The sequence below is a fragment of the Streptomyces sulfonofaciens genome (assembly GCF_014656295.1).
GTDB classification, from domain to species: Bacteria; Actinomycetota; Actinomycetes; order Streptomycetales; family Streptomycetaceae; genus Streptomyces; species Streptomyces sulfonofaciens.
This window is the reverse complement of the sequence record NZ_BNCD01000014.1, coordinates 118,628-141,297: the sequence shown is the minus strand read 5'-3', so window position 1 is coordinate 141,297 and position 22,670 is coordinate 118,628. Positions and strand designations below refer to the sequence as shown.

At 71.2% G+C, this 22,670-nt stretch carries 18 protein-coding genes; 10 read left to right on the top strand and 8 right to left on the bottom strand.

The window, feature by feature from the left end; translation table 11 throughout:
* Positions 1-224 precede the first annotated feature (224 nt).
* The 3 genes from IE313_RS22520 (at position 225) to IE313_RS22510 (ending at position 2,009) form a co-directional block, all read left to right on the top strand.
* A complete protein-coding gene (locus IE313_RS22520; protein ID WP_189935073.1) occupies positions 225-755 on the top strand; it encodes a hypothetical protein in 531 nt (176 codons plus the stop codon).
* The gene (locus IE313_RS22515; RefSeq protein ID WP_189935071.1) at positions 752-1,222 is read left to right on the top strand and encodes a GNAT family N-acetyltransferase; all 471 of its coding nucleotides are present in this window, start codon (positions 752-754) and stop codon (positions 1,220-1,222) included. Before IE313_RS22520 ends, IE313_RS22515 begins: the two co-directional genes overlap by 4 nt.
* Before the next feature lie 130 nt (positions 1,223-1,352).
* Positions 1,353-2,009 (top strand): maleylpyruvate isomerase N-terminal domain-containing protein, encoded by a 657-nt coding sequence (locus IE313_RS22510; protein ID WP_189935069.1) that lies wholly within the window; start codon positions 1,353-1,355, stop codon positions 2,007-2,009.
* Positions 2,010-2,217: 208 nt separating this feature from the next.
* Here the strand turns inward: IE313_RS22510 and IE313_RS22505 are convergent, their stop codons facing one another.
* A complete protein-coding gene (locus IE313_RS22505; protein WP_189935067.1) occupies positions 2,218-4,023 on the bottom strand; it encodes a pectate lyase in 1,806 nt (601 codons plus the stop codon).
* A 368-nt stretch (positions 4,024-4,391) separates the two neighbouring features.
* Between IE313_RS22505 and IE313_RS22500 the strand changes: the two genes are divergently transcribed.
* From IE313_RS22500 to IE313_RS22490, 3 genes are read left to right on the top strand one after another with little or no spacing between them, the layout of a single operon-like run.
* A complete protein-coding gene (locus tag IE313_RS22500; RefSeq protein ID WP_189935065.1) occupies positions 4,392-6,839 on the top strand; it encodes a glycoside hydrolase domain-containing protein in 2,448 nt (815 codons plus the stop codon).
* 21 nt (positions 6,840-6,860) lie between these two features.
* Positions 6,861-7,283 (top strand): hypothetical protein, encoded by a 423-nt coding sequence (locus IE313_RS22495; RefSeq protein WP_189935063.1) that lies wholly within the window; start codon positions 6,861-6,863, stop codon positions 7,281-7,283.
* Positions 7,280-7,954 (top strand): hypothetical protein, encoded by a 675-nt coding sequence (locus tag IE313_RS22490; RefSeq protein ID WP_189935061.1) that lies wholly within the window; start codon positions 7,280-7,282, stop codon positions 7,952-7,954. Before IE313_RS22495 ends, IE313_RS22490 begins: the two co-directional genes overlap by 4 nt.
* A 250-nt stretch (positions 7,955-8,204) precedes the next feature.
* Here IE313_RS22490 and IE313_RS22485 read toward each other — a convergent pair whose 3' ends face one another.
* Positions 8,205-8,900 (bottom strand): DUF4232 domain-containing protein, encoded by a 696-nt coding sequence (locus IE313_RS22485; RefSeq protein WP_189935059.1) that lies wholly within the window; start codon positions 8,898-8,900, stop codon positions 8,205-8,207.
* 814 nt (positions 8,901-9,714) lie between these two features.
* On the bottom strand, positions 9,715-10,263 hold the full coding sequence (locus IE313_RS22480; RefSeq protein WP_189935057.1) for a TetR/AcrR family transcriptional regulator: 549 nt from the start codon (positions 10,261-10,263) through the stop codon (positions 9,715-9,717).
* A gap of 177 nt (positions 10,264-10,440) precedes the next feature.
* On the opposite strand from IE313_RS22480, the gene IE313_RS22475 reads away from it, so the two are divergent.
* Positions 10,441-11,352: an SDR family NAD(P)-dependent oxidoreductase gene (locus IE313_RS22475; RefSeq protein WP_189935054.1), complete on the top strand. Its 912-nt coding sequence runs from the start codon at positions 10,441-10,443 to the stop codon at positions 11,350-11,352.
* A gap of 75 nt (positions 11,353-11,427) precedes the next feature.
* Complete coding sequence (locus IE313_RS22470) at positions 11,428-12,876, top strand: aldehyde dehydrogenase (protein ID WP_189935264.1); 1,449 nt, start codon at positions 11,428-11,430, stop codon at positions 12,874-12,876.
* A gap of 79 nt (positions 12,877-12,955) precedes the next feature.
* Here IE313_RS22470 and IE313_RS22465 read toward each other — a convergent pair whose 3' ends face one another.
* The 5 genes from IE313_RS22465 to IE313_RS22445 form a co-directional block, all read right to left on the bottom strand.
* Positions 12,956-13,342 (bottom strand): hypothetical protein, encoded by a 387-nt coding sequence (locus tag IE313_RS22465; RefSeq protein WP_189935052.1) that lies wholly within the window; start codon positions 13,340-13,342, stop codon positions 12,956-12,958.
* 133 nt (positions 13,343-13,475) lie between these two features.
* Entirely contained in the window at positions 13,476-17,300 is a 3,825-nt protein-coding gene (locus tag IE313_RS22460) for an SGNH/GDSL hydrolase family protein (RefSeq protein WP_229924859.1), read from the bottom strand.
* An 899-nt stretch (positions 17,301-18,199) separates the two neighbouring features.
* Positions 18,200-19,183 carry an alpha/beta fold hydrolase gene (locus tag IE313_RS22455; protein WP_189935050.1) on the bottom strand — a complete coding sequence of 328 codons (984 nt, stop codon included), beginning with the start codon at positions 19,181-19,183 and terminating at the stop codon, positions 18,200-18,202.
* Between the two features lie 522 nt (positions 19,184-19,705).
* Entirely contained in the window at positions 19,706-20,641 is a 936-nt protein-coding gene (gene hemC / locus IE313_RS22450) for a hydroxymethylbilane synthase (RefSeq protein ID WP_189935048.1), read from the bottom strand.
* 320 nt (positions 20,642-20,961) lie between these two features.
* Positions 20,962-21,714, bottom strand: coding sequence for a DUF72 domain-containing protein (locus IE313_RS22445; RefSeq protein WP_189935046.1), 753 nt, complete (start codon positions 21,712-21,714; stop codon positions 20,962-20,964).
* A gap of 23 nt (positions 21,715-21,737) precedes the next feature.
* Between IE313_RS22445 and IE313_RS22440 the strand changes: the two genes are divergently transcribed.
* Positions 21,738-22,304: an SDR family oxidoreductase gene (locus IE313_RS22440; protein ID WP_229924858.1), complete on the top strand. Its 567-nt coding sequence runs from the start codon at positions 21,738-21,740 to the stop codon at positions 22,302-22,304.
* Positions 22,305-22,358: 54 nt separating this feature from the next.
* Positions 22,359-22,664, top strand: coding sequence for an Rv3488 family transcriptional regulator (locus tag IE313_RS22435; RefSeq protein ID WP_189935042.1), 306 nt, complete (start codon positions 22,359-22,361; stop codon positions 22,662-22,664).
* Positions 22,665-22,670 lie beyond the last annotated feature (6 nt).

Genomic DNA, 22,670 nt, shown 5'->3' with positions numbered 1-22,670 from the left:
TCCCGCCCGGGCCGGGGCAAGCCGCCCGCATCCCGGGTCCACATGCCGTACGGCCACTCGGACAGCGCGGACGGCGCGGACGGGGGAACGGCGGACGGGGAACGGAGGGGGCGGTGCGGGCGGACGGGGGCGCCCGGAGCGCCCTCGGGACCATGGGCGCCGGGGAGCGCGGCCGGCGGACCGCAACACCGTTTCGGCGTAGCGCGGGCGTGCATGATGGTCCCGTGACCGTTCTCGGGGAACCGCCCAACCAGTCGTCGACCGCCGCCGGTTCGGGTGCCCTGTCGGCGCTCGCCGAGGGTTACCACGCCCGCACGGTCCGCCCGCTGGGGAGTTGCACGGTTGCCGGGCACGTGGTGAAGCCGTACGCGATCGAGGCACCGGGGCGGACCGTGGCGGACGAGGACCTGCGGACCGCGCTGCGGATCGCCGCTGATCACCTGGCGTCGGCCCACCTGCGGGGTTCCCTCGGGCTCGCCGTGCTGCTCGTGCACGCCGGCGGGGACGGTGACTACGTCCTGGTCCACACCTGGATCGAGGGGTACATGTCCGACCTCGCCATCTTCACCGGTCCGGCAGGCGATGCCGACCGGCTCAGGCCGGGACGGACGGGCCTCGCCCCGTGCGTGTGGGAGGCGGCGGTGCTGGGACACGAACGGGACGCGTTCACCCGCCGTGTCCTGGACGGCGGCGGCGCACTCGACGAGCGGCTCGCGACCTGGCGCGGGGACGTGCTGGAGGGCGAGGTCCGGTGACCTGTGCCGAAGTGGCCCGGGTGCGCCGCGCACGCGCCGAGGACCTGGCACAGGTCGCCCGGCTGGCCGCCGAGCACGCGGCCTACGAGAGGGCGGCGCCACCGCCGGAGGACCTGGCCCGCCGGCTGGAGGCGCTGCTGTTCGGTGCCGGGCCGGTGCGGCTGCGGTGCTTCGTCGCCGAGGCGGACGGCGGTGAGATCATCGGGTACGCCTCGTGCGCGCCGGAGGTGTCCACATGGGACGGGTCGGAGTACCTCCACATGGACCGCCTCTTCCTGCGCGACGGCCATCGTGGCCTCGGAGTCGGCCCCCTGCTGATGGAGGCCGTGGTGGACACCGCCCGGGAGCTTCGCCTCGGGCAGGTCCAGTGGCGCACGCCGGCCAGGAACACGGACGCCATCAGGTTCTACGACCGGCTGGGGGCCCGGGCGAGGGAGAAACTGCGCTACCACCTGCCGGCCGACTGAGCCACGCCCCGGCGGCGGAGCCGGTGCTGCGGTCCCGTCCGGGGCCGCCGGACGCCCGGTCCGCCAGGTGCACGACCCGCCCCCGCGAATGCGCTTGTCCGCCGTTCCCGCAGCGCACTACCTTGCCGACGTGGACCTCTTCTCATGCTCCTGGACAGCGCTGCGCACGGCGGTCGCCGAACTGCCGGACCGCGACTTCGCGCAGCCGTCCGGCTGCGCGGGCTGGCTCGTGCGCGACCTCGTGTGCCACCTGATCATCGACGCGCAGGACGTCCTGATCACCCTCGTCACCCCCGCGGACACGGAACCGACCGTCGACGCGGTGACCTACTGGAGTGTCGAGGACCACCCGCCGACCGGCGAGGACCCGCTCGACGCGCTGATCGTCCGGCTGGCCGCCGCGTACCAGGAACCGCGCCTGCTCACATTCCATTTCGACGACCTCGGCTCCGCCGCCGGACGCGCCGCCGGGCTCGCCGACCCCGGCGGCCGGGTGAGCACCCGCGACGAGGTCCTCACCGTGGGCGACTACCTCACCGTGTACGTCCTGGAGTGGACCCTGCACCACCTCGATCTGATCGCGCACCTCCCGGACGCGGCCCAACCGCCCGCCGAGTGCCTGGCGCGGTCCCGCGCGATGCTGGAGGACATCGCCGACGCCGCGTTCCCCGCGTCGTTCACCGACAAGGACGCGCTTCTGGTCGGCACCGGGCGCCGGGCGCCGACCGACGCGGAGAGGGCCGAACTCGGCGAACTGGCCGCGAGATTGCCGTTCGTCCTCGGCTGATACGTCCAGGGCCCGGACGTGCCGCGCGGTCGCCACGGTCGTGGCAACCGCCGCGGGGCACGCGCCTGCCTGAGCCCCTGGCGCCAGGCGGTGCCAGGGGCTCAGGCCCGGTCCGGTGGCCGCTCGTCGATCCCCCCACTCCCCCGTCCGCACCGGGTCCGGGGACACGGGAGCGCGCAGGAGCGGGGGTCACCGCCGCACGCGGACCCTAGTGCCCGTCCACATAGGCGATCAGTTTGGCCATGTTCGACGCGTACGCGGACGTGCTGATCCCGAGCGGCCTGTCACGCGGCTCGTACGGAGGCTCCTCCGGCGGCTTCTGCGGATCGTAGGGAGAGGTGTCGCGCAGATCGCCGACGTTCCTGCTCATGTACGCCCTGCCGTCGTACGGCTCGGTCGAGCCGGGGCCGCGGTAGGGGTTGGTGACGGCTTCGAGCGGGGTGAGCCAGTAGTCGCGGGTGCCGAGCTGCGCCACCAGGTCCGCGGCCTGGGCGTCGCTCACCGGCGGCAGGTCGAAGGGACTGTCGCGCAGGAGGTCGGAGAGTTGGATGTCCCGCACCGAGTAGTACCGCGGCAGCGGGGCGCTCACGCCCGGCGTGAGCGGGGAGCGGGCGCGCAGCGCCGCGACCTCCGCGTCGCTCATCGCGGCCAGCTCCGCATGGGTGGCGCGCATGCCGTCGACGTCCACGGAGCGACCCGACGAGTAGTGGCTGAGCGTGTCGTGGTGGTCGTGGTCGTAGTAGTAGGAGCCGTTGCGGATGTTGGAGCCGAAGCGGTGGGTGAACTTCGCACGGTTGGTGCCCAGCTCCACGAAGGTGGGGTGGGTGTGGCCGGCGAGCAGCGGGTTCTCGGCGATCTGCTCGTCCGTCAGCCGGCAGGTCTCCAGCCAGTCGAGTGCCTCGGGGACCCGCTCGAGGAAGGCGCGGTCTCCCGTCAGCCGGAAGTAGTGGAACAACTGCTGGACGTTGGTCTGCGTGGTGTGCGTGGCGAGCGCCCGCGGCTCGTACGACCTGGCCCCCGCCGGCGCCCCGGCCGGCCTGCCGCCCTGCGCACGGGAGAGGTGTTGCAGGCCCCAGCCGGCCTGCGGTGCCGGCTGCTGCATACGGCGCAGGCACTCCATCGCGCGCCGCACCGGGGCCACGAGGTCACGCCGCCCCAGTGCGGAGACGCACATGATGAGGAACTTGATGTTCTCGCCCAGCACGTCGTCGTTGAACGTCACGTGGTGGGTGTAGTCGCCGTCCTCCATGCCGTGCTGCGCGTCCTTGGGCAGCCACGGCGGGCGCGCCCGCGGCCACGGCATCCGGCTCACGGAACCAGCGTACGCGGGAAAGCGCTGCGGCCAGCCCCCGTCCGCCGCCCCGCCGGCGAACTGCGCCGCGAGGACGAAGTCGATCGCCTTGTGCAGCGACCGCTCGAAGCGCGGGTCGCGGCGCTCCAGGTAGAGCCGCAGGATCAGTTGCGCGGCGGTCGAGGTGCCCGCGTCGTCGAAGGTCGCGTTGCCGTAGTAGTGCTGGAACTCCTCGAGGCGCCACCCGTTGGCGCCGATGGTGGCGTACCAGTCGCGCAGGGAGTCCTCCCCCGCGAAGTCATGGATGTAGTTCCACCCGCCGACCGGGAGTTGCGCCTCCACGAGCGCGAGACCGGTGCGTTCTGCCGCCCGCAGGAAGACCTCCTCACCCGTGGCGTGGTAGGCGTCGAGCATGCTGTGGCCCATGGAGGGGGTGCCGGGCGGCTGCACCCAGCACATGGTCCGCCGGGCCTCCATCTCCCCCCAGGTCACCGAGAGGTCCGGCAGGTAGTTCCACACGTAGGCACCCCGGTAGGAGACCACCCGGTCCATGTGGATCGCGGCGCGGCGCATCGCGCGCACGTGGGCGGAACGCGTCGGCGGCACCGGGGCGCGGGCCACCGACGCCTGGGCGGAGGGGGCCGACAGTGACACGGCCGGCGCGGCGAGCAGCGGCGTGGTGGCCAATCGGTGGAACGTACGGCGGCTCAAGGGCTTCTTCATTCGAGAAGTGCCTTCCTCACGTGTGCCGGAGTGTTCACATGACTGAACATGTTCCGCAACCGAGAAAGAACGTAGCGATATCAGTCATGAGCAACAAGTACATGGACCTGAGTTGCGTACGAGAACGTGTGGGACATGGACCGGCCAGGGGGCGCGGCACGGTGGCGCCGGCGGCCGGGGCCCGGTCCCCGACGGGCGAGCGCGCCCGCGGAAACGGAGCAAGTCCGTCCTTCACCTGAAAAGACCGGCAGAAGAGAAACATGCATAGGATCGGTGACGAGGCGTCATGTCACCGTGCCGAACCGCCGTACTCCCGTACGGCGGGCGGTGGTTGATGCCGTTTTCCCGTGAGGAGAAAGGCTCCGTCCATGGCAGATGCCAAAGTTCTGGAAGCCCAGCAATGGGTCAACGCCACCTACGGCAACGTGAACGGCTACGTCCGCTGTCCCGAGGACGGCCGCACCGGCTGGTCCACCATGTACTCCCTCGTGATGGGACTCCAGCACGAGCTGGGCATCGATCCGGTCGTCGCCTCCTTCGGTCCGACCACCCTGGCCAAGTTCGCCGCGCTCGGCGAGATCGGCTTCGAGTGGGACGCCAACCGCAACATCGTCGCCATCCTCGAACACGGCCTGTTCTGCAAGGGCTACTGGGCCGTCGAGCCCGACAGCTACGGGTGGTTCACCGGTGTCACCCGCGAGGCCGTCAAGAGCCTGCGCTCCAACATGGGCATCCCGGAGGGCGAGGGCACCATCAACGCCCAGATCGCCAAGTGCATCCTCAACATGGACGCGTACGTGGTCGTGGCCGGCGGCACCGACAAGATCCGCAGCATCCAGCAGTGGCTGAACGGCCGCTACTGGCAGCGGCCCGCCTACAGCATCGGTCCCTGCGACGGCATCTACTCGCGCGACGTGCAGAAGTCCCTCATGATCGCCCTCCAGTACGAGCTGGGTCTCGAACCCACCGGCAACTTCGGCACCGGCACCCAGGCCGGTCTGAAGGCGCATCCCGTCCGGGAGGGCAACTCGGGCATCTTCGTCCAGCTCTTCACGGCCGCCTGCGTCTTCAACGAGCCGGTCATCGTCCACCGCGCGGACGGCAACGACGAGGAGGTCCGCACCACCTTCAAGGACACCTACGACGACAAGACCACCGAGTACGTCACGATCTTCCAGCAGTTCTCGCAGTTACCCGCCTCCGGCGCGGGCGACTACCCGACCTGGGCCCAGCTCCTGGTCTCCATGGGCGATCCCGACCGCGAGGCCACCGGCAGCGACACCCGTTACGAGATCACCGCCTCCCGCGCCAAGTGGCTGCACGACAACGGCTACCGCATCGTCGGCCGCTACCTGTACGACCCGCCGGGCTCCACCCTCGACAAGGAGATCAAGCCCGGCGAGCTCCAGACCATCTTCGGCGCCGGCCTGAAGGTCTTCCCGATCTACCAGGACAACGCACGCGAACTGGCCGACTTCACCTACTCCAACGGCTACCAGCACGCCCTCAACGCCCACAAGCTGGCCTCCGACTACGGCTTCAACCGGGGCACCACCATCTACTTCGCGTGCGACTACGACGCCACCCAGGAGGAGATCGACGGCTCCCCGCAGGGCATCGTCGCGTACTTCAACGGTGTGGTGGCGGGCCTGGCCAGCCAGGGCAAGAAGTACTTCCACGGCGTCTACGGCTCCCGCAACGTCTGCATCAACGTCACCCGCAGGACGCTGGCGCGCTACTCCTTCGTCTCCGGCATGTCCTACGGTTTCTCCGGGAACCTCGGCTTCCCGCTGCCCGACAACTGGGCCATGAACCAGATCAAGGAGTTCCGGGTCACCAACGGCTCCGACGCCTTCGACCTCGACCGGGACGTCTGGCGCAGCGACAGGTTCGGGGACCCCGGGTCCGGATCCGTCAACGACACCGCGGGCCCCGCCGACGCCCTCATCGCCTACGTGCAGAAGCTCTACGGCATGGCGGTCGCCTACGGCGGCGGCAAGAACCCCAGCCAGCTCGTCATGGAGTACATCCGCCACGACAAGTACCAGGGCCTGCAGTGGTGGTGGCTGGCCGGAAGCTTCGACTCGGGCTTCGTCGACTACTGCAACAGCCGCGGCATGTCGCCGATGGGCTCGTTCAAGGACCCCATCTCCGGCTACGACCTCGATCTCCCGCACCTCATGGCCACCGCCAACGGTTTCCTGGTCAGCTCCGACCCCAGTGACAAGAAGTCCGCCACCGGCGGCGACATCGCGGGCTGGGGCGGCGACATCATGACCTTCTACGCCGACTGGCGCAACTCCGAGGACCAGTACGCGTCCGGTCACGCGTTCTGCGACGCCAAGCTCGCCAAACCGGCCATCGTCTCCAGCTTCGGCTTCACCGACATGGTCGAGGACGCCGACGGATACCTGATGGCGAAGGCCGTCGCCGGCGGCCGGACCATCGTCGACTGGGTCACGTCGCAGTACGACGGCGGCGGCGGTCTGCACCGCTTCCGCGACAACTTCGACCGCCGCTGGCAGACCGCGGAGAACTGCAAGCAGTCCTGCTGGAACATCCTCACGGCCGCGGACGACATCACCGTCGACCTCGCCCGCAAGAAACTCATCGCGGCGTCCGGAGCCATGCTCCCGTCCCTGATGATCAATCTCCCCGGCGGCAGTGACAAGCTCGACTCGTTCTGCCTGGGCTTCAGCGACCGCATGCTCGCCCTTCTCGGCCTGGAGAACAGCCTGGCCGCCACCTACAGGAACAACCTCAACACGTACCTCAAGGCCGCCCGGCAGCGGGCAGCCGCACGAGCCAACCGGTAAGGCCGAGCGAACAACTCAAGCATGGACACCATCGCGAACTCCCTCTTCCTCGCCGTACCCGCCCTGCCCGTGCTGTGGCTGTGGGGCAGGCCGTTGTTCACCGGCCGCTGGAGAACCCCCGGCTGGTTCGTCTCAACGGCCCTGCTCTGCGTCGTCGCCACCGTCGCCACATGGTTCATCGGTGCCCTGGCCGGCACCTCCCTGGATGCGGCGGAGTCCTGCACCGCGGCCGGCTTCTCCTATGACAGCGCCTACCGCTCCGCCCACTGGCGGGAGGCCTCGCGATGGTTCCCCCTGCACGACAAGTGCAACGCCACCGACGATCTGGTCCCGGCATGGGTCAATCCGGCCCTGGTGCTCCTGCCCCTGCTGGCCCTCACCTGCCTGGGCGCAGCCGTCCGGCTGGCCGTTGCACACCGACGAAACAGGAAGGGCACAGCATGAACGAGCTGACCAGGCGGCACTTCGTGACCGCCACCGCCGCCGTCGCCGGAGCCGTGGCCATCGGGTCCCTCGGCGCGGCCCCCGCCTCAGCGGCCGACCGGACCACGAACTGGGCCGGGGACCGCACCGCCAACGGCTGGGAGGTGCTGGGCGAGGCGAAGGGCTTCACCGTCGAAGGCAGCAACCAGAGCGTGCGCCTCGCCGCGGGGGACGCCGCGACGATCCTGCTGCACATCGCGCGCCGCTTCAACTACGAGATCGACCAGCTCCGCGCCGGCGACGTCCAGGGCCACCGCACCTCTCGCCGCGTGCACCAGCGCTTCGAGTCGAACTACCTGTCCGGCACGGCCATCGAGATAAGACCCCGGGCCTACCCGCTGGGGGCCAAGGGCGGCTTCTACGCGCCGGAGATGGTCGTCGTCCGGGACATCCTCGCCGAGTTGGACGGGGTCGTGGCATGGGGCGGCGACTTCAAGACGCCGAAGGAGTCGCACTTCGAGATCGCCTACGAGCCCGGCCACCCCAAGGTGAAGGGCGTCGCACAGAAGATCACCGGCTGGAACACCGGACCGGGCGACGAGGGCGCGGGCGCCACCGACGCCTTCGACCCCGGCCGGCGGGCACGTGCGAAGTCGTTCGCCCGCAGCGGCGCCGCGCGTCACGCCGCCTAGACCGCAGGGAGCCTCTTCGCGGCATGTGCCGCGAAGAGGCTCCGTCCTCGGCGAGAGCCGCACACCCTTCGAACGGGTGGGCGGCCGGGCCCCGCACGGATGCCGGCGGGCACGCGGTGGGGCGGCCCGGGGCACGCACAGGCGGGGCCGCGCCGGGGCGGGGGCGTCGTCCCGGCCCAGCGGCCCCGCTCGGCCGCTGGGCCCGCCGTGCGTGCGGCCGCTGTAGGTGCGGCCCGTTGCCTGCGGCCCGCTACTTGTTGCCGTGCACCGGCCCGACCATCAGGTTCTGGATGCCGGAGCCGACACACTCCTGCTTGTTCCAGGGGATGTTCGCCGACTCCTTCTGGTTCGGGGGGTAGACACGCAGGGTGGGCACGGTGGTCAGGTCGCACTCCTCGTCCGTGTACCCGCCCGGGCCGTCGACGGTGCGCACGTCGGCGTAGGCATGGGCGTTCGGGATCAGGGTGACGGGTCCGGACGGGGTGGAGGTCCGGCTGGCCGCCTTGCCGAGCTGGACGTTGTGGGCCTTGACGAAGGAGACACCGGGATAGCCGCTCAGGGTGCAGGACGCGGTGCCGATGTTCTGGAAGACGATCTGGAAGGTGGTGTGCCCGGCGCCGGCCGAGAAGTTCTCCGCCGTGGTCTTCAGCTTGCTCGTCGCGCAGGCCGGGACCGACTTCGACGCCGCGGAGGTGTTCTGGGCGCCGGACGCCCCGGAGACCGCCGAGCCGCCGGCCTTGCCGTTCGCCGAGTCGCTCCCCCCGGCCGCCGCGGACGAGCCGCCGGAGGAACCGCTCGACGAGCCGCCGGAGGAACCGTCGGACGACGAGGCGGGCGATGAGGACGAGGACGAGGAGGAGCCGTCGGGCCCGCAGGCCGTCAGCGCGAGCCCGACGGCGACGAGCGCGACAGCCGGAAGTCCACGGCGAGCGGTCCTGGGGAACATGGCGTCTCTCTTTCACTGGGGGGATGGTGGTGCGGTTACCCAGGAAGACGGCGCACACCGGCGCAGGTAAGCGCGTGTTACACGCCAGGGACAGAACGCACACGGTGCCGGGACATTCGTCGGCAGCTCGTGGCAGTGGCGCCGGTCAGGAGCCGGTCCGAGGCGGTCCGCCCTTCGACACCGCTGCGGGCCTCGCCGGCACAACGGTGAGGGCCCGGCCGGACGGCCGGGCCCTCACAGTCCGCATCACACAGAGCGACTCATCCGATCAGAAGATACCTATGCAAGCTGCAATAGCCACAAAAACGCTGACGCCGACACCGAAGTCCATGTCCTGCTCCTGAAAGATCGTGTCATTCCAACTCCCCCTTTACTGCAGGGAGTTGGGCGATCCGCGAGAGGTCCCCGCGACGCACTGATCTTGTGACCCCGGCAACGGAGGCTATGCTCGAACATGTGAGCGTTCACACAGCCTCCACACCCATCGGAGGCGGCGACCAACCCTCACACAAGCAGCGCGTACACCCCGCTCCGCACACCGCCCGCACGTCGCGGTCGGCCGCTGTGGACAGCCGCGCAGGGAGCCCGATGCGCTGCCGGCCGTGACCAGGGCCGAGCGATGCCCCCGCCGGGCGCGGCGGCCCCGGGGCGGTGCGGGCCGAGGCGGCCGGGCTGCGCATCCCACCACCCGGTGCTCCCGCGTACGGACAGGCCCTCACGGCGGCTCGGCCGGCACCGGCGGCGCGACCCGCCCGCGGGGCGGGACACAAGGGGCGGTCCTTCCCCCGGCAGGCGCCCACCGCGGGGCACACCCTCACGACGGCCCGCCGACCCCTTCGAGGAAGGTGGCCACGACCAGATCGGCGGCGGGGCCGGGCGCGAGGTCGAGGAAGTCGTGGGCCGCGTTGTCGACCAGGCGGCCGAGCAGGGCCATGGCCCAGCCGTCCGGCAGGTCGGAGCGGACGAGGCCCTCGTCGGCCGCGCGGCGGACGAAGGCGGCCAGGCGCGCCCGCTGCGCCTCCGCCCGCTCATGGGCCTCGGGGTCCTGTTGCATCAGGCGCCGGATGTCCAGCGGCCACCTGCGGCTGACCGGGATGATCGACTCCACATAGCGGTGCAGCGCCACGGCGACCGGCGCCTCGGTGAGGCGGGCCTGGTCAAGGGCTTCCTCCGAGGCGTCCAGCTTGGCCTGGTAGACCGCGGCGAGCAGGGATTCCCTCGTGGTGAAGCGCCGGTAGACGGTACGCCGGTCGACGCCCGCCTCGGCGGCGATCCGGGCGATGCTCGTCCCGGAGTCCTCGGCCAGCAGACGCGCGCCCGTGTGCAGTACGGCGTCGAGGTTGCGCGCGGCATCAGCTCTCATGGAGCCCGAGTCTACTTGGCACCTGCACCATTCATGTGGCGGAAGACACCGCCGTCCAGGGCTCACCAGGGCGTTTGCACCCGGAGATGTCGCTCGTGAGTCGGATCCACTCCTCTATTTGCTACATCGACGTGACACTTACTTGCCTCCATGACCACAGAGCAATAGCATTTCCGTATGACGAAGATCTGGCTCATCACGGGCGCGGCCGGCGGGCTGGGCCGCCACCTGGTCCGGACCGCGCTCGGGGCCGGCTGCCGCGTCCTGGCGACGGACCTGCGCGAGGACGCGCTGGCGGACCTCGGCGCCGCGGCCGACGACGACCGGCTGCGCACCATGCCGTCGGACGTCACCGACCCGGTGGCGGCACGCGAGGCGGTGCGGTACGCCGTCGACGCCTTCGGCGGGCTCGACGTGGTGGTCAACAACGCGGGCCGTCGCGACGTCGGCTCCATCGAGGACATGCCGGAGGACGACTTCCGCCGCACCGTCGAGACCAATCTCTTCGGCGCGGTCAACATGGTCCGTGCCGCGCTGCCCGTGATGCGGCCCCGCCGCTCGGGACACCTCGTCCAGGTCTCCACGATCGGCGGCCGCCGTGCGCAGCCCGGCCTCGGCGCGTACCAGACCGCCGCATGGGCGCTGGGCGGCTTCTCCGAGATCCTCAGCCGCGAGGTCGCGCCGCTCGGCATCCACGCGACCGTTGTGGAGCCCGGCGGCATCCGAACGCCGTTCGCCGACGAGCCGATCCCGACCGGCGGCTGGCACGAGGACTACGAGCCGACCGTGGGCCGCTTCGCCCGCACCTACCAGCGCAACCCCGACGTACAGCGCGGTGACCCCGCCGGGATCGCCCGGGCCGTGTTGCGGCTGACCGGGGAACCGCACCCGCCGGCCCGGCTGCTCCTGGGTTCGGACGCCGTGTGGCTCGCCCCGCGTATCGCCGAGGCGCGCGCAGCCGAGGACGCCGCGTGGCGCGACGTCAGCCTGTCCACCGACCGCGAGGGGCTCCCCGACTTCGCGGACACCGAGGTGGCCGCACTGGTGCGGCCGCCCTCCCCCGCCCCCGGGCCTCGCTCGGGGCCCTGACCACAGGACACCCGGGCCGTCCGCTCACCGGCCGGCTCGGTGTCCGCCCCGTACCGGAAAGACCAGACCATGACCATGATCGTTCGTGACCGGCTCTACCTGGGCGGCACGTGGACCGCCCCGAGCGGCGACGCGTTGCTCGACCTCCACTCCCCCCATGACCAGCGGCTGATCGGCCGCGCCGCCCAGGCACTGCCCGCAGACGTGGACCGTGCCGTGGCGGCCGCCCGCGCGGCCTTCGACGACGGCCCGTGGCCCCGCACGGACCCGAAGGAGCGGCAGGACGTGATCGCACGGTTCAACGAGCTGCGCGAGGCACACGCCGACGACATCGCCCGGCTCATCACACAGGAGCGCGGCAACCCGCGCTGGTTCAACACGGCCGGACAGCAGGGCCTCAGGCGGCAGGCGCTCGCCTACCTCAAGGCGGCGCGCGAGTTCGGCTGGGAAGAGGTCCTCGAACCGTCCGTCGCAGACGTCCCGTTCCAGAGCGTGCTCCGGCGGGAGCCGGCCGGTGTCGTGGCGGCCGTCATCCCCTGGAACTCACCGTTCTCCGCGGCCCTGGCCAAGGTGATCCCCGCCCTCCTCGCCGGGTGCACCGTCGTGCTGAAGGTGTCGCCCGAGAACTCGTTGAGCATGATGCTGCTCGCCGACCTCTTCGACGAGGTGGGCCTGCCCGAAGGTGTGCTGAGCATCCTTCCCGCCGACCGGGAGACGAGTGAGTACCTCGTCGCGCACCCCGGCATCGACAAGATCGCCTTCACCGGCTCCACCCGCGCGGGCCGCTCCATCGCATCCGTCGCGGGAGGACAGCTCAAACGGGTCAGCCTGGAACTGGGCGGGAAGTCCGCGGTGATCATCCTGCCCGACGCCGACCTCGAAACGGCCGTGCCCGCGCTGAAGTACTCGTCCCTGGCGAACAACGGCGAGGCGTGCATCGCCCAGACCCGCGTCCTCGCCCCGCGCAGTCGTTACGAGGAGGTCGTCACGGCGCTCAAGGACCTCCTGGAGGGTCTGAAGGTGGGCGATCCCTCGCAGGAGGACACCTTCATCGGTCCGCTCGTACGGGCCGACCAGCAGGAGCGGGTACGCGCGTACATCCGCCTCGGCGTCGAGGAAGGCGCCCGCCTCGTCACGGGCGGTCCCGAGTCTCCCGAGGGGCTGGAGCAGGGCAACTACGTCAAACCGACGCTGTTCGCCGATGTCGACAACTCCATGCGGATCGCCCAGGAGGAGATCTTCGGGCCGGTCCTCGTCGTGATCCCCTACGACGACGAGGACGACGCCGTGCGGATCGCGAACGATTCCGAGTACGGCCTCAGCGGTGGTGTGTGGACGGCCGACGCCGCCCGCGGCCTGTCCGTCGCCCGGCGGGTGCGCACCGGCACGTTCACCGTGAACGGCGCACCGATCAGCTTCGACGGGCCCTTCGGCGGGTTCAAGCACAGCGGTACGGGCCGCGAGTACGGCGCGGTGGGCCTCGGCGAGTACGTCGAGCTGAAGACCATCACCGTGCCCGCCTGACGGAGCCGGCCCCGGCCCGGGTGGCGGGCGGTGCCCGGCGGGTGCGCCCCACCGGGCGCCTGCGCCGCCGGGGCGGTGCTCACCGCCGGGGCACCTCCACCAGGGACAGGGCGCCGCAGAGGACCGCGAACAGGACCAGGAACACGGTGGTGCCCGCCCCGTTGACGCCGTCCTCGACCAGATGGCCGCCGAGGAACGGCCACACCACGGCACCGGCCACCACCAGCAGGTGGTTGCCCCGCTCGCCGGTGGCCCGCATCCCCGCCCACAGCAGCACCGGCATCGACACCACACCGGCGATCCCCGCGAGCAGGGACTCCAGGGAGCCGGCGAGGAAGGCGTCGGAACCCGCCGCCACGCCCTGCGCCCACTCCCGGGCCGAGGACCAGATCCAGTAGCAGACGAACGCCGCGGCCGCGGACACGGCCACGCCCTTCACCGAGCGGAGCGTCCTGCTCTTCGTCATGCCGTCACCCTTTCACGGTGCGTGGGCGGGGGGCATGAGTACGGGTACTCATGCCCCCCGCCCACGGTGGCGGGCCCGCCGGCCACCGGTCGGCACCTCGCCCGGTGGAGCGCCGGCGGGCCCGCCGTGCGGATCAGTTGCCCTGGAGGGTGTGCTCCAGGCTGTCGGCGTACAGCCGCGCACCCGGGATCTTCGGGTGGAAGGACTTCATGGACGGCGCCACGTTGCCCGGCAGCCAGTCCCAGTCACGGTTGTCCGCCTGCGAGTGGCCGGACAGCACGATGCCGTTGACGTCCTCCGGGTCGCCGCAGATCGCCTTGCCGGCGAACTCGTCACGCGGGTCGGAGAAGACGGCGTTGGCGTTGTACTGGGCGTTGGCGTCGCTGACCGCTCCCTTCATCTCGGTGGCCAGCGTGTCCGCCATGCCGTTCAGCCACGGCGCCTCCTCGGTGCCGATGCCGATGATGCACTGGCCGTCGTTCTCCAGGAGCTTGGGGTAGCCCATGAGGACGATCCTGGCGTTCGGCGCACGCTTGTGGAGCTCGTTGAGCGTGGTGGCAAGCCGCGGCCTGATCTGGTCGTGGAGCCAGGTGGGCGCCCAGTCCTCCAGCGACCCGGTCGTCTGGCCGTCGATCTTCTGCCCGGTGTCCGGGTCGACGGCGTCGATGGAGTTGTCGTTGCACACGGTCAGTGCCGTGATGCACTCCTGGATGATGTCCGCGAACCGGGCGTCGTTGCCGCCGATGGACAGGGTGACCAGCGTGGTGTTCTGGTCGAGGTAGCCCTGCTGGATCTGCGGCAGTTCGCTGCTCTGGCCCTCGCGGAGGATGTTGTAGTGGCGGGCGCCGGAGCAGGCGATGAACTGGTAGTCCAGGTTGGCGTTGCCGCTGTCCGCCTGCGCTCCGATCGAGGATGTGTTGCCCGGCAGGGTGGCCTGGCGCGACCACGCGTACTTCGAGCGGTGGCACTTGTCCTCGGTGTCGGGCTGCGTGGAGTCGTAGTAGTCCGACTCCGGGTAGTAGTCCTCACCGCCGTTGTCCGAGGCGCCCTCACCCGAGGAGTAGGAGTCGCCCATGGCCACGATCGCATTGGCGGGCTTGCCGCCCAGCGGCTGGAAGCCGACGGCGTCCCATGCGACGTCCTCCGTGCCCTTGCCGTCCTGCGTCACGTTCGACAGCGCGACGGTGGGTGTTCCGGTGAAGTCGAACGCACCGAGCGAGACCCACTTGTTCTCCATCACCCGCTGCGGTTTGGCGCGCTGCGGGCTGGTGGAGTCCGTACCGCCGACCGTGTACATGGCCTGGCGGGTGTGTGCTCCGTGGTCGGGCAGGTGCACCCAGACCCGCATCCAGCCGCGGTCCGAGGTGCCGAGCGTCCATGTGCCGGTGGCCTTCAGACGGCTCGCGTCGGTCGATCCGCTCTTGTTGGTGTGCGAGAACCAGAAGTGGTTGCCGTAGGCAGCGCCGATCTGGTGCAGGTCGATCCGGGACGAGGCGCTGCCGAAGTCGAAGCCGAACGTCCCCGAGGACGAGATCGCGCCGCAGGAGCGGCTCGCGGACCCGGCCGGTGTGACGCCGCTGGTGATGTCGTCGACGATCTTCGTGCCGGAAGGCAGGCCCGCCGAGCACCGCGGCGGGTAGGAGTTCGCGTCCGGCTGCTCGGGATAGGTGTCGTCGAACCGGTGGATCGGGTTGCCGCACTGTGCGCCGGACGTGCAGTTCTTCCAGGTGGCCGCCTTGGTGAACCAGCACTTCAGGTACAAGGGGTTCGACTCGTCCGGGTCACCGGGCAGCAGGCAGGGGCCGCCGCCGGTGTTGTTGGTGGCATCGGTGCTGATCTTCGACGGGTCGCAGTCGTTGCTGCTGTCGCAGAACAGGCCGATGGGCGGCTTGGCGTTGGTGCGGTCGAGGTTGGTGGTCCACCACGCGGCGCGGTAGCCGGGCTGGAAGTCACCGGGCCCGAACATCGCCGAGATGGGCCGTGCCGCCCAGCCGACGACCTTCTCCTCGTACGGCCAGTCCTGCGGGTGTGCGGCGTGGCTGTAGTCGTCGCCGCCGGCGGCGTTCTCCAGGAACGGGGTGCGGTTCTCCTTCCACAGCGGGTTCGCCGGGTTGTTCGTCCACCCCAGACCCCACTTGCCGGAGTTGCTGCCCGCGTCCGCCTTCAGGTGGTAGCCCGTGTTGTACGACCACAGGGCGGCGAACCAGTTCTCGATGTACTTGGGGTTGCCGTCGTTGATGATGATCCCGTCGGCGCGGGTCTGGTTCCACTTCTCGACGAGGATGTTCACACCGGCCGCGATGTTCGCCGCGTAGTCGAGCGCGACGGCCTCCTGCTGCGTCGTCGACATCGTCGGCTGGCCCTTGCCGGGCAGCCGCATGCCGTCGGTGACCTGCGTGACGCCGTAACCGCAGTCCGACTTGGACCAGTCGATGGCCCACGGGTCCGTCTGGGTGCCGTCGGAGGAGTACACGGTGCCGTAGAAGTTGCCGATCAGCGGGTTCGCCGTGACGCCAGGTACGGCGTACCGGGTCGCCTGCCACATGTTCGACTCCTGCGCGGTGACGCCGAGCATCACCTGGGCCGGGATGTGCCAGTCGGCGCCGCTGCCGCCGCTCAGCGACTGGAGCGGGAAGAGGGTCTGCGGCGCGTAGCCGGACATGCCGGTGTTCTTCCAGTTCGCCGCGCGGGTCGCGCCCTTGTTGAGCGTACCGACGACGGCCTGGTCCACGGCCCACTCGATCTGGCGCGGGGTGGGCTGGAACGCCTGCTTCTTCGGGTCGTTGCGCGGCACCGAGCACGTGCGGTCCTCGTCGACCGGTGACGCGGCCATGATGGTGGCACCCGAGGCCGACCCGGCCAGGGACGGGCTGAGCGCGGTGGCGGACCGCTGGACGGCGGCGCTGCCGATGCGGTCGCCCGGCTCGGCGTCCAGCACGGTCGTCTTGCCGGTGTCCAGGGCCTTCAGGGTGATGCGGGCGGCGCGCGCGGAGACGGCTTCCTCTTGTGAGATCCGCGAGTCCTTGCCGTCCGCCCACGCCACCGACACCGCGGCGGCACCGCGGCTGGAGATCCGGGCGTCCTTGTCGATCCCGCCCGGGTTGTGGACCGTGCCCGGCAGCTTTCCTGTGGTGCCGGCCTGGCCGGTGACGTACACCGACCCCCCGGGGGTGCGGGCCAGGTCGAACCGGGTGAGCGCGCCCTGGGCGAGCCGGGCCGCCCTCGCCCTGCCGTCGGCGGTGCGCAGCGCGCCCGCGTCGACGTGGGAGACGGCGGCCTGGTCGGGGGTCTTGGCGTTCTTCTTCCCGACGGGCAGGCGGTCGATGAAGGTGACACCGCCGTTGCTGTCCGGCTGGAGCTGGAACGGTACGGCGTGGGTGGGGGCCACCGTCTTCACGGCCGACCCGTCGATGCGCACGAGCTGCTTGCCGCGCGCCGCGACGATAGAGTCGCCCACCGGGACCGCCGAGGTGACCTCGCCGGGCACGGTCGCGTGCGTCGCCTTGCCCGTGCGGGCGTCGGCGGTCACCAGCCGGGTCTCGCTCCGCTTCGACGTGCTCTCGTCGGAGAACTGGGAGAAGACCGCGTCGTCACCGGTGCCGCAGCCCGGCGAGAAGTATCCGAGCGTGGCCTGGAAGGGCAGCTTGCGCACCGCACCGCTGGTGAGGTTCACGATCGCGGTGAACGCGCCGCGACTCATCAGGTCCGGCTTGTTGGTGAACGTACGCGGTGCGTATGCCACGGCGGCGTACGATCCGGATTCGGTCACGCAGGCGTTGCCGATCCAGGTGTCCGTCTCGAAGCCCGGCTCGGACAGCGACGCGGCCGTCCTCCACCGGTAGCCGTCCTTCTCGTCGGCCACCAGCAGATGGAACCCCGTGCCGTCGCCCGACGTGGTGAACGCCCGGTCGGACGAGGAACGGTAGTCGTCGCCCAGTATCTCGGCGCGCTTCTTCACGGGAACCGAATGCGGTCTGGCCTCGGACCCCGCTCCGTCGGATTTCTCGGACGCCTTCGGGGTCGACCATCCGTTGGCGGCGCCGGGAGGTAATGGCTTCGAATAGGCTTGGGTGGTACCGACACCGAGAGCCAACGCACACGCGACGGCTCCGGCAACCGAAACACGGATATATCTCGCTCTACCGCGTCTCAACTTCTCTCCTTTTTTCAATTCCGGCGCTCACTTCGGCACCTCTCCCGATCCGCTTTTGGTCGCGGTGTGCCGAGAGCGCATTTCACTCGGGTACGGGGGCGGGCGGCATGCCCTGCCAAGAAGGGGTGCCGGCCGGGTCCACGGCAAGGGCGACCGGGCAGCGGAGGCTGCCGGCACAAGAAGAAGGCCCGTGTACGCCCAGCACGATGCCCCTGCTCGCGCAGAGGGTGCTCAGGTCATGAACCGTGCAGAGCTATCGTCGCCGAGCGCTCTCACCACGCGCCGTCGGCCCCATCGCGATCCCCCCTCGCTGTCAACGGACACAAAGCGGCTGCACCGTCAACGCAGTGACCACCCGCGATGTCGTTCCCCGGAGCACGAACGGCTCTGCAGGAACGCCCCCATCTCCCGTACCAGGCGTCCCGAAGGTTACTTGATGCTATTGGCATGCACAAGACATCCTGGCCGTGAATCGACCACGTCCTCACCTTCAGCAAATTCGCGAAATGAAAACGGGTCGGTTCATGCGCCGTTCATTGGCTGAGACCATTGGCGGTGCGCCGGACAGGCGTCCGCGCATTCCCGCGGGACGCACGCGGACGCGGCCCGGGCCCCCGGAGCGGAGAGGAATCCGGCACGCGCCGTGCCCCCGCGCCGTGCCCCCGGGCCGGGGCCGCGGACCGGGGTAGGCGAGGGATCTGCCGTCAGGTGGGCAGTGCGGCGAGCCAGTCGACCAGCAAACGGTTGACCTCCTCAGGACGCTCCTGCTGGATCCAGTGGCCGCAGCCGTCGAGGAGGTGCGCACCCATGAGGCCGGGCAGTGTGGTGCCGTAGGCCTCGATGGCGGCCGTGAGCCAGGTGGTGGAGGCATCGAGGGCACCGCCCGCGAACAGGGACGGCTGGGTGAGCGGGGCACCCGCGAGGCCGGCCAGGTCGTCCCAGTCCCGGTCCATGTTCCGGTAGCGGTTCAGGGCGCCGGTGAACCCGGTGCGTTCGAACTCGCCGGCCTGGACGTCGAGATCGTGCTCGCCGAGCCAGGCGGGCGGCGGGCCCGCCGGGAACCGGTCGCACAGCCTTCCGCCGGGGCTGACGAAGTGCGGGTCCGGCGCCTCGGGGCCTGGCATGGTGTCCGCGGACAGGGCGGCGTAGAAGCCGGCCAGCCAGCCGCGCACATCGGGCTCGATCTCCGCCTCGGCCCGGCCGGGCGACTGGAAGTAGGAGACGTAGAACTCGTCCTGGCCGCCCATCAGCGAGAAGACCTCGCTGGGCCTCGGGCCGCCCGGCGGTGTGTACGGCACGCTCAGCAGGGCCACCGCACGGAAGACCTCGGGCCGGACCAGGGCCGAGGTCGCCGCGATGGTGGCACCCCAGTCGTGCCCGACGAGCACCGCGGAGCGCTCGCCGAGGGCGTGCACCACGGCGGCGTTGTCCTCCACCAGTTCGAGCATCCGGTAGGCGCCGACCGCGTCCGGCCTGGACGAGCGTCCGTAGCCGCGCACGTCGACGGCGGCCGCCCGGTAACCGGCCGCCGCCAGCACCGGCAGTTGGTGCCGCCACGCGTACCAGGACTCCGGGAACCCGTGCAGGAGCAGGACCAGCGGCCCCTCGCCCTGCTCCACCAGGTGGAGGCGCCCGGCAGGCGAGGGCACCAGACGGTGGACGGGCTCGGCTACGGGGTTCTGACGCATACGTCCTCCCTGGGCAGTGCGTCCGGTTCGGGGGCGCGGCGCACGGTCAAGCTGCAACCGTCCGGCCGCGAGGCAGCCGCACGGCCCTGCGCCGCGCACGGCCACGGGTACGACCCGCTGGAACGATCATGCAGGCCGGAGTCGTCGGCACACAGCACCTTGCCGAATCGGCAAGGAATCCGTCCGCGGGCCGGGCGGCAAGCGCCGTGGCCGGCCTGGCCGTCCCGCGCACCCGGGCAGACGCGGGCCCCCCTCGGCGGGCGCTGAAGGCGGACCGCCGCGAGCCGGTCCACCACGGCCGGCGGGCCGGTCGGCATCCTCCCGGGAACCGCACGGGGATGTCTCGGCGGGCGGGCCCGGGCGGACGCGGTGCCGCCGGGACCGGCCGGGGACCCGCCCTGACCAGAACACTGTGCCCCGTCCCCCGGCGGATGCCTTCCGGGAAACCTCGAACGGGCCGGTCACGGCGCTTTCAGCCGGACGGGGCGGCACGGGGCGCCGGGCGGGTTCCGGCTGCGCGGGTCAGTGATCGATGGAGTCGATCAGGTCGCGGGCGCCCTGGCGCAGCAGGGCGACGGCCACGGAGGTGCCCAGGGTGGCCGGGTCGAGCCGGCCGGCCCACTCGTGGGCGGGCAGGACCGTCTTGCCGTCCGGGCTGAAGACGCACGCGCGCAGGGAGAGGTTGCCGTCGGGGCCGGTGCGGGCGTAGCCGGCGATGGGGCTGTTGCAGTGTCCTTGCAGGACGTGCAGGAGCATGCGTTCCGCCGTCGTCTCGCGGTGGGTCGCCGAGTCGTTGAGTTCGCTGACGGTGTCGATCAGCGTGGTGTCGTCCTCGCGGCACTGCAACGCGAGGACACCGGCGCCGACCGGTGGCATCATCAGCTCCGGCGAGAGCACATCGCTGGCCAACGCGCGGTGGCCCAGGCGGTCCAGGCCGCAGGCGGCCAGGATCAGGGCGTCCGCGTCGCCGGCCCTGAGGCGCTCCAGACGGCGGCCGACGTTGCCCCGCATCGGCACGTACTGCAGATCGGGCCGCAGCACGGCCAGTTGGGCGCGGCGGCGCACCGAGGAGGTGCCGATGCGGGTGCCGGCCGGGAGCTGGTCGAGGGTGCGGCCCTCGGGGTCGATGAGCGCGTCCCTGATGTCGTCGCGCTTGAGGAACGCGGCGAAGACGGTGCCTGCCGGCAGGGGGCGGTCGGCCGGGACGTCCTTGACGCAGTGCACGGCGAGGTCCGCCTGCCCGGCCAGCAGGGCGGCGTCGACCTCCTTGGTGAAGGCGCCCTTCCCCTCGACCTGCGACAGGGCGCCCATCCACTTGTCCCCGGTCGTCTTGACCGGGACGACCTGCGTCACCAGACCGGGATGGCGGGCCGTGAGCTCCGCACGCACCCGCTCCACCTGCGCCAACGCCATCGGCGAATCACGCGAGACAATACGAATCAACCCAGGAACCGACACGCCGTCACTCTAGTCCTTCGCCACCGGCCCGCCGCACCCGCGTCCGCCCCGGCGGGCGGCGCCGGCGCGACGCCGCCCGGAGCGGGGGCCGACGTGCGGCGTGCCGCCACCGCGTTCGATGCGGTGCAGCGGCAGCCCGAGTGCGGCGGCGACGACGGCGAGCATCGTCAGGGCGCCGGTGTCCTCACGGTTTCTCCGCGGGGGGACTCTCCACGACTTTCCGACTTTCTGACTTTTCCGACACTCGGGCTCTCGGGATCCCGGGCTCTCCGGCTCTCCGGCTCTCCGGCTCTCCGGGTCCGAAGCAGGGGGACGGGGCGTCAGGGGACGCGGCTCACCGTGCTGCCACGTGCCGCGGCGGCACGGGCGAAGGCCCTCGCGTCGTGGACCGCGGCGCCACCCGGGTCGTTGTTGAAGTACACGTACACATCGGCGCCGTCCGGCCAGGTGTCGGCGATCCGCCGGACCCAGGAGCCCAGCGCCTGGCGGCCGTAGCGCGGCCAGGTCCGGGCACGGCCCTCGTGCAGGCGCAGATAGCCCCAGTCCGCGGTCCGCCACAGCGGGGTGACCGGCCGCGAACGGGCGTCGGCCCAGCACAGTGCGGCACCGCGGGCCTCCAGGACTGCGCGGACACGGGAGGTGTCCCAGGACGGGTGCCGTGTCTCGACCGCCACCCTGGCGGTGGCCGGGAAGCAGCGCAGGCACGCGTCGAGCAGTGCGGCGTCCTCGGTCAGGTTCGGCGGGAGTTGCAGGAGCACGGGACCGAGCCGGTCACCGAGGCCCTCGGCTCGGCTCATCAGCCTGTGCACCGGCTCCTGTGGCTCGCGCAGCCGCTTGATGTGGGTGAGGTAGCGGCTCGCCTTGACGGCCATGACGAAGCCCTCGGGCGTACGGTCCCGCCAGTCGGCGAACGTTCGGTGGTCAGGCAGCCGGTAGAAGGCGTTGTTCAGCTCGACCGTGGCGAACCGTTCCGCGTACTCCTCCAGCCAGAGCCGCTGGGGCGTCCCCGCGGGGTACAGGACGCCCCGCCAGTCCTTGTACTGCCATCCCGAGGTGCCGACGTGAACACTCATCCCCTCAGCCAAACACGCCCACGATGCCGGGGCGCGCCGGCGGACCACCGCGCTCGGCTGACGGCACCGCGCCCGCGGACGGTCCCCCCACCCGGCCGGCGGAACCGCGCGCACGCGATGGCCGCAGCGGGTGGCGGCGCGGCAGCGCACATCGGGTCGATCAAGTGGACATCGGGTCGATCAACGGGGAGGTGGGCATCGCCGGCTCGGTCCTCTACGGCGCCAGGAAGCCCACCGTCCACTCGGTGACCCGGTCCTGGGCGGCCGAAGACGGTCCGGCGGGGGTGCGGGTCAGGCCGGTCGCCCCCGGCCCGACCCTCACCGAGCACGTCGCGGCGAACGGCGGCACGGTGGAGCGGTTGGTTCCCGCCGTTCCCTCGCGCCGTGCCTCCACACCGGCGGAGGTGGCCGCGGCGGGTGGTGTTCCTGACTGGGGACGGCGCGGCCGACGACCACGGCACGACGCCGTTGGTGGACGGCGGCCGCACCTCCCACCGAGGCGCCGGCCCTGCCTCCGGGCGGGCCGCCGGGGCCGGTGGAGGCGGGGCGGCCCGAGCGGTGTGCGGAGGCGTCCGGCCGGAGCGGCGTAGGATCGGCACCCGATATCGGTTCCGTCACTGGTTGCCGGGCACGGAGGTACAGGGGTGCGGGAGTTCCAGCGGGGTGCGGTGCGGTCGCACATCCTGCACCACGCGGCCGAAGGGGAGATCCACGGTGCGTGGATCACCGGGGAACTGGCCCGGCACGGCCATCGCATCAGCCCCGGCACGCTGTATCCGACACTGCACCGGCTGGAGGCCGACGGGCTGCTGGTGTCCGAGCAGCGCACGGTGGACGGCAGGATCCGGCGCCTGTACCGCGCGACCGAGGAGGGCCGGCGCGCCTTGGCGGCGGACCGCAGGGCACTGGCCGAGCTGGCCCGCGAGATCCTCGGCCGCTCCTCGGCGTGAGGCGCC